Source organism: Shewanella sp. Isolate7 (assembly GCF_022398425.1).
Taxonomy (GTDB): Bacteria; Pseudomonadota; Gammaproteobacteria; order Enterobacterales; family Shewanellaceae; genus Shewanella.
The window spans coordinates 1-4,000 of record NZ_JAKEVJ010000141.1; the positions used below are offsets into that span (position 1 = coordinate 1).

Below are 4,000 nucleotides of genomic sequence, written 5' to 3' on the forward strand. Positions count from 1 at the left end.
CTTTGGGGGATACGCCTTGCTTCTCCTGTCTAAGCTGGTTTACCCATTTACGCATGGCTGAATTACTGACGCCCATCGCGCTTGCAGCCTCAGTTATGCTGTATCCCTGTTTCGTTACCAGCTGCGCAGCTTCTAATTTGAACTCTGCACTGAATGTCGGTCTTGTGTTCTTCATTTCTACCACCTTTTCTCTGGAAGTGAGTCTATCACTTCGTCTATTCAGGTGGCCAAATTCACTATGCCACTACACTCAATAAGCGAGTTTACTCACTTAGCGAGATGTCCAAAAGTATTGGATCAGATCAGTACGAGAAAATTCTACTTTTGACGCCAGTTAATTTAAGGGGGGATTACCTTGCAAGCTTTGCTATTGTGATGCAAGCGGTTGAACAGGCCAAAGCGATGGCCTGTTCTGGATTGTCGCGTAATAACGGCTTAGTAGTGCCAGGGGAATTTAGAGAAATCCTGATCCCGCTTTTCCAGGAAGGCGTCGCGGCCTTCAACTGCCTCGTCGGTACCATAGGCCAGACGGGTGGCCTCGCCGGCAAACAGTTGCTGGCCCACCAAACCATCGTCCGGCAGGTTAAAACCGTATTTCAGCATGCGCATGGCGGTTGGCGACTTAGAGTTGATCTCTTTACCCCATTTAAGGGCCTCGGTTTCCAATTCGGCATGGGGAATGGCGCGATTGACCATACCCATATCGAAGGCCTCATCTGCGCTGTAGTTAAAGCCGAGGAAGAAAATTTCCCGGGCGCGTTTCTGGCCTATCATCTTAGCCAGATAGGCGCTGCCATATCCTGAGTCGAAACTGCCCACATCCGGGTCGGTTTGTTTAAATACCGCATGCTCTTTAGAGGCCAGGGTCAGATCGCAGACGACATGCAGGCTATGACCACCGCCGACAGCCCAACCTGGCACCACGGCAATCACCACCTTGGGCATGAAACGGATCAGGCGTTGTACCTCTAAGATGTGCAGGCGCCCCATGCGGGCCAAGTCGGGTTTATCTGTCTCTTGGCCCTCATACTTGTAGCCATCCTTACCGCGGATGCGCTGGTCGCCGCCTGCGCTGAAGGACCATTGCCCCTTAGCCGATGGACCATTACCGGTCAGGAGTACACAACCTACATCTGACCATTGGCGGGCATGATCCAGGGCGATATAGAGTTCATCGACCGTCTTAGGGCGAAATGAATTGAGGCAATCAGGGCGATTGATGGCGATACGTACCGTGCCCTGATCTTTGGCTCTGTGGTAGGTAATATCTTCAAAATCAAATCCAGGTACTCGATCCCATAAGGAGGGATCAAAGATATCGGAAACCTTGTCTGTCATGTTCGTAACCCTATGTGTGTCGCATCGAGAAGATGAGCCAAGGCTAGGCTCATTATGAGTAGAGATCAATTAGGCTGCAGAAAACCGTGCACTGGGCATAGCTTTCTGTAACCTTTGTGGGATTATCTGAGCTTGTCGCAGATAAATTGCTGGTTATCTTTGCTCAATTTGTCAAAGCGATTACTGCTGTTGTCGCAGTATTTCTCTTTAAACTCGATTACCGTGTCTCTGGACTCGAGAATATCGTCCAGCGCAGCCAACTCCTGTCGAGTCAGTCGCTCGGCAATTTGTGTCTTGAACATTGCGATGTTCTTGTCTACTCGGATGATCTGGGTGCCCGTCATCGAATCGAGTTTACGTTCGATTCGCTTCAACAGGGCATCCGTTTGCGCGATGGGCTCATCGAGTTTGTCTGTCTCGGTTGCTAGATAATAGAGTAATCCTATCCCTGCACCTAAAATAATCCAGCCTCTCATTATTTATCCAACCATGGTGAACAATCAGTATTAGAAATGTATAATAAGCCAGTTTTCATGGAATATTAAAGCTGTAAGGCTGTTAAATATGAACGCAGAATCAAATAAAAAGGATTATTCCAAGGCTGAACGGATCAAAATTCATCAGCCCGACGAGAATAAATCCGATCGTTTTAATCCCCGCAATCGTATTTATGTTAGAGCAATAGAAGGATTTTGGACTCAGCTACGTCGCCGTTTAGGCTGGGTTGCTATGCTCTTCTTCCTTATCTTGCCCTGGATTCCCTGGGGAGACAGACAAGCCGTCTGGTTTAATCTGGGTGAACAGAAGTTTCATATCTTCGGCCTAACCATTTGGCCGCAAGATCTAACCTTACTCGCTGCATTATTAATGATAGCCGCGTTTGGTCTCTTTTTTGTGACAACCTATCTTGGCCGTGTCTGGTGTGGTTATACCTGCCCGCAGACGGTGTGGACCTTTATTTTCATCTGGTTCGAAGAGAAATTTGAAGGTGCGCGTAATAAGCGGATGAAATTGGATCAGATGCCCTGGAGCTTTAATAAGGTCTGGCGCAAGACGGCCAAGCATCTCTCCTGGTTATTGGTGTCGTTATTAACGGCCATGACCTTCGTCTCCTATTTCGTGCCGACCACCGAAGTCTACGCCGACGTCTTTACCGGCAGTGCCTCGGGGGCCATCTATTTCTGGGTAGCCCTGTTTACCGTAGCCACCTATGGTAATGCCGGCTGGATGCGCGAGATCATGTGTATCCATATGTGTCCATATGCTCGCTTCCAATCGGCCATGTTCGACAAGAATACCTTTATCGTGGGTTATGACACCAAGCGCGGTGAAAGTCGTGGCCCCCGCTCACGCAAGGCCGATCCTAAGGCGCTTGGTCTGGGCGACTGTATCGACTGTGATCTTTGTGTGCAGGTATGTCCAACCGGTATCGACATTCGTAACGGTCTGCAATATGAGTGCATCAACTGTGGGTCTTGTATCGATGCCTGTGATACCACCATGGACCGCATGGGGTACGAAAGAGGCCTGATCGCCTATACCACAGAAAATAAACTCGAAGGTGTCAAAGAGAAGGTGCTGCGACCTAAGTTATTAGGCTATGGTGCAGTATTGGCATTCATGGTCTTCGTGTTTATCTATGCGACTGTGACTATTGCCCCTGTGCGTATCGATATTATTCGCGATCGTAACCAGCTCTTTAGAGAGAATAATCAGGGGCTGATCGAGAATACCTTTACGCTGAAGATCTTAAATAAGACTGAAGCCAAGCATGAATATCAACTCAGCGTCGAAGGTCTGCCTGATTATGAGTGGTACGGCCCACAGTCTGTGACCATTGAGGGAGGCGAGGTGCTGACGTTGCCTGTAAGTGTTGCCGTCGACCCCGTGGGGCTGTCGCGTGCCATGACTAAGGTCGATTTCAAGGTGACGACTGTATTAGATGGTGAAACCGTAGAGGCGACCCAGGAGTCGCGCTTCTTTAGCCAATAGGCTGGCTGTTAACGGTGAAACATCTTAAAAGGGGCTTTTTAGCCCCTTTTTTATACGCAATGCCTGATAATTGCCCGCTTGATCATCAAAGTGTCATTTTCTTTCAAAAAGCCCTTGCGTAAAAGAATCGTCTCCCTATAATGCGCATCCACTGACACGGCGCAGTAACTTCTTCAACAGGTGAAAGCCTGATAAATAGAGGGATTCAGCCTGGTCAGAGACTCTGGTTAGTAAGCGGTTATACGCACTATGCTGAGTCAGGCAGAAAGTGGTTTAAGGCTTTCAAATGTCGCCTTCTGGTTAAAGAATCGACGCTTGAAAAACTTCTTAAGATTAACCCTTGACGCCAACATCGGGAAGTGTAAAATACGCATCCCTAAGCCGACGGCCCAGCGCTAACGGCGGCATCCAAAAGTAAGGATGCAATGCTCTTTAACAAGATAAAACAAGAAATCTGTGTGGACACTCACAGGTATTGAGTTAATCGAAAACGATTTAAATCTCAATGCAATTCTTTACTAGAGATAGTGAGAGTCCATAGCAATATGTACAAACATCCTTAGATTCTTCCGAGTCTAAGTGATGAATCAGAATTCATTGAGTCGCTTCCTTTTGAATAAAGAGTGGAGCAGAAAAACTTTTAATTGAAGAGTTTGATCATGGCTCAGAT

General features: G+C 47.8%; 4 protein-coding genes. 1 reads left to right on the forward strand and 3 read right to left on the reverse strand.

Annotation, left to right across the window (positions count from 1 at the left end):
- The 3 genes from L1D47_RS20320 to L1D47_RS20330 all read right to left on the reverse strand — a co-directional run.
- Positions 1-175: transposase (locus L1D47_RS20320; protein ID WP_239882609.1), on the reverse strand; the 175-nt coding region annotated here is incomplete at its 3' end.
- 260 nt (positions 176-435) lie between these two features.
- Positions 436-1,338 carry a 1,4-dihydroxy-2-naphthoyl-CoA synthase gene (locus L1D47_RS20325; RefSeq protein ID WP_041509581.1) on the reverse strand — a complete coding sequence of 301 codons (903 nt, stop codon included), beginning with the start codon at positions 1,336-1,338 and terminating at the stop codon, positions 436-438.
- Between the two features lie 122 nt (positions 1,339-1,460).
- Positions 1,461-1,814, reverse strand: a complete 354-nt coding sequence (locus L1D47_RS20330; RefSeq protein WP_041509580.1) for a hypothetical protein — start codon at positions 1,812-1,814, stop codon at positions 1,461-1,463.
- 88 nt (positions 1,815-1,902) lie between these two features.
- On the opposite strand from L1D47_RS20330, the gene ccoG reads away from it, so the two are divergent.
- Positions 1,903-3,330 carry a cytochrome c oxidase accessory protein CcoG gene (ccoG, locus tag L1D47_RS20335; RefSeq protein WP_239886582.1) on the forward strand — a complete coding sequence of 476 codons (1,428 nt, stop codon included), beginning with the start codon at positions 1,903-1,905 and terminating at the stop codon, positions 3,328-3,330.
- The last annotated feature ends 670 nt before the right edge of the window (positions 3,331-4,000 follow it).

Bases quoted from the DNA above. Each gene is read 5' to 3' on its own strand.
- L1D47_RS20325 (WP_041509581.1), bottom strand. From the start codon at position 1,338: ATGACAGACAAGGTTTCCGATATCTTTGATCCCTCCTTATGGGATCGA.
- L1D47_RS20330 (WP_041509580.1), bottom strand. From the start codon at position 1,814: ATGAGAGGCTGGATTATTTTAGGTGCAGGGATAGGATTACTCTATTAT.
- ccoG (WP_239886582.1), top strand. From the start codon at position 1,903: ATGAACGCAGAATCAAATAAAAAGGATTATTCCAAGGCTGAACGGATC.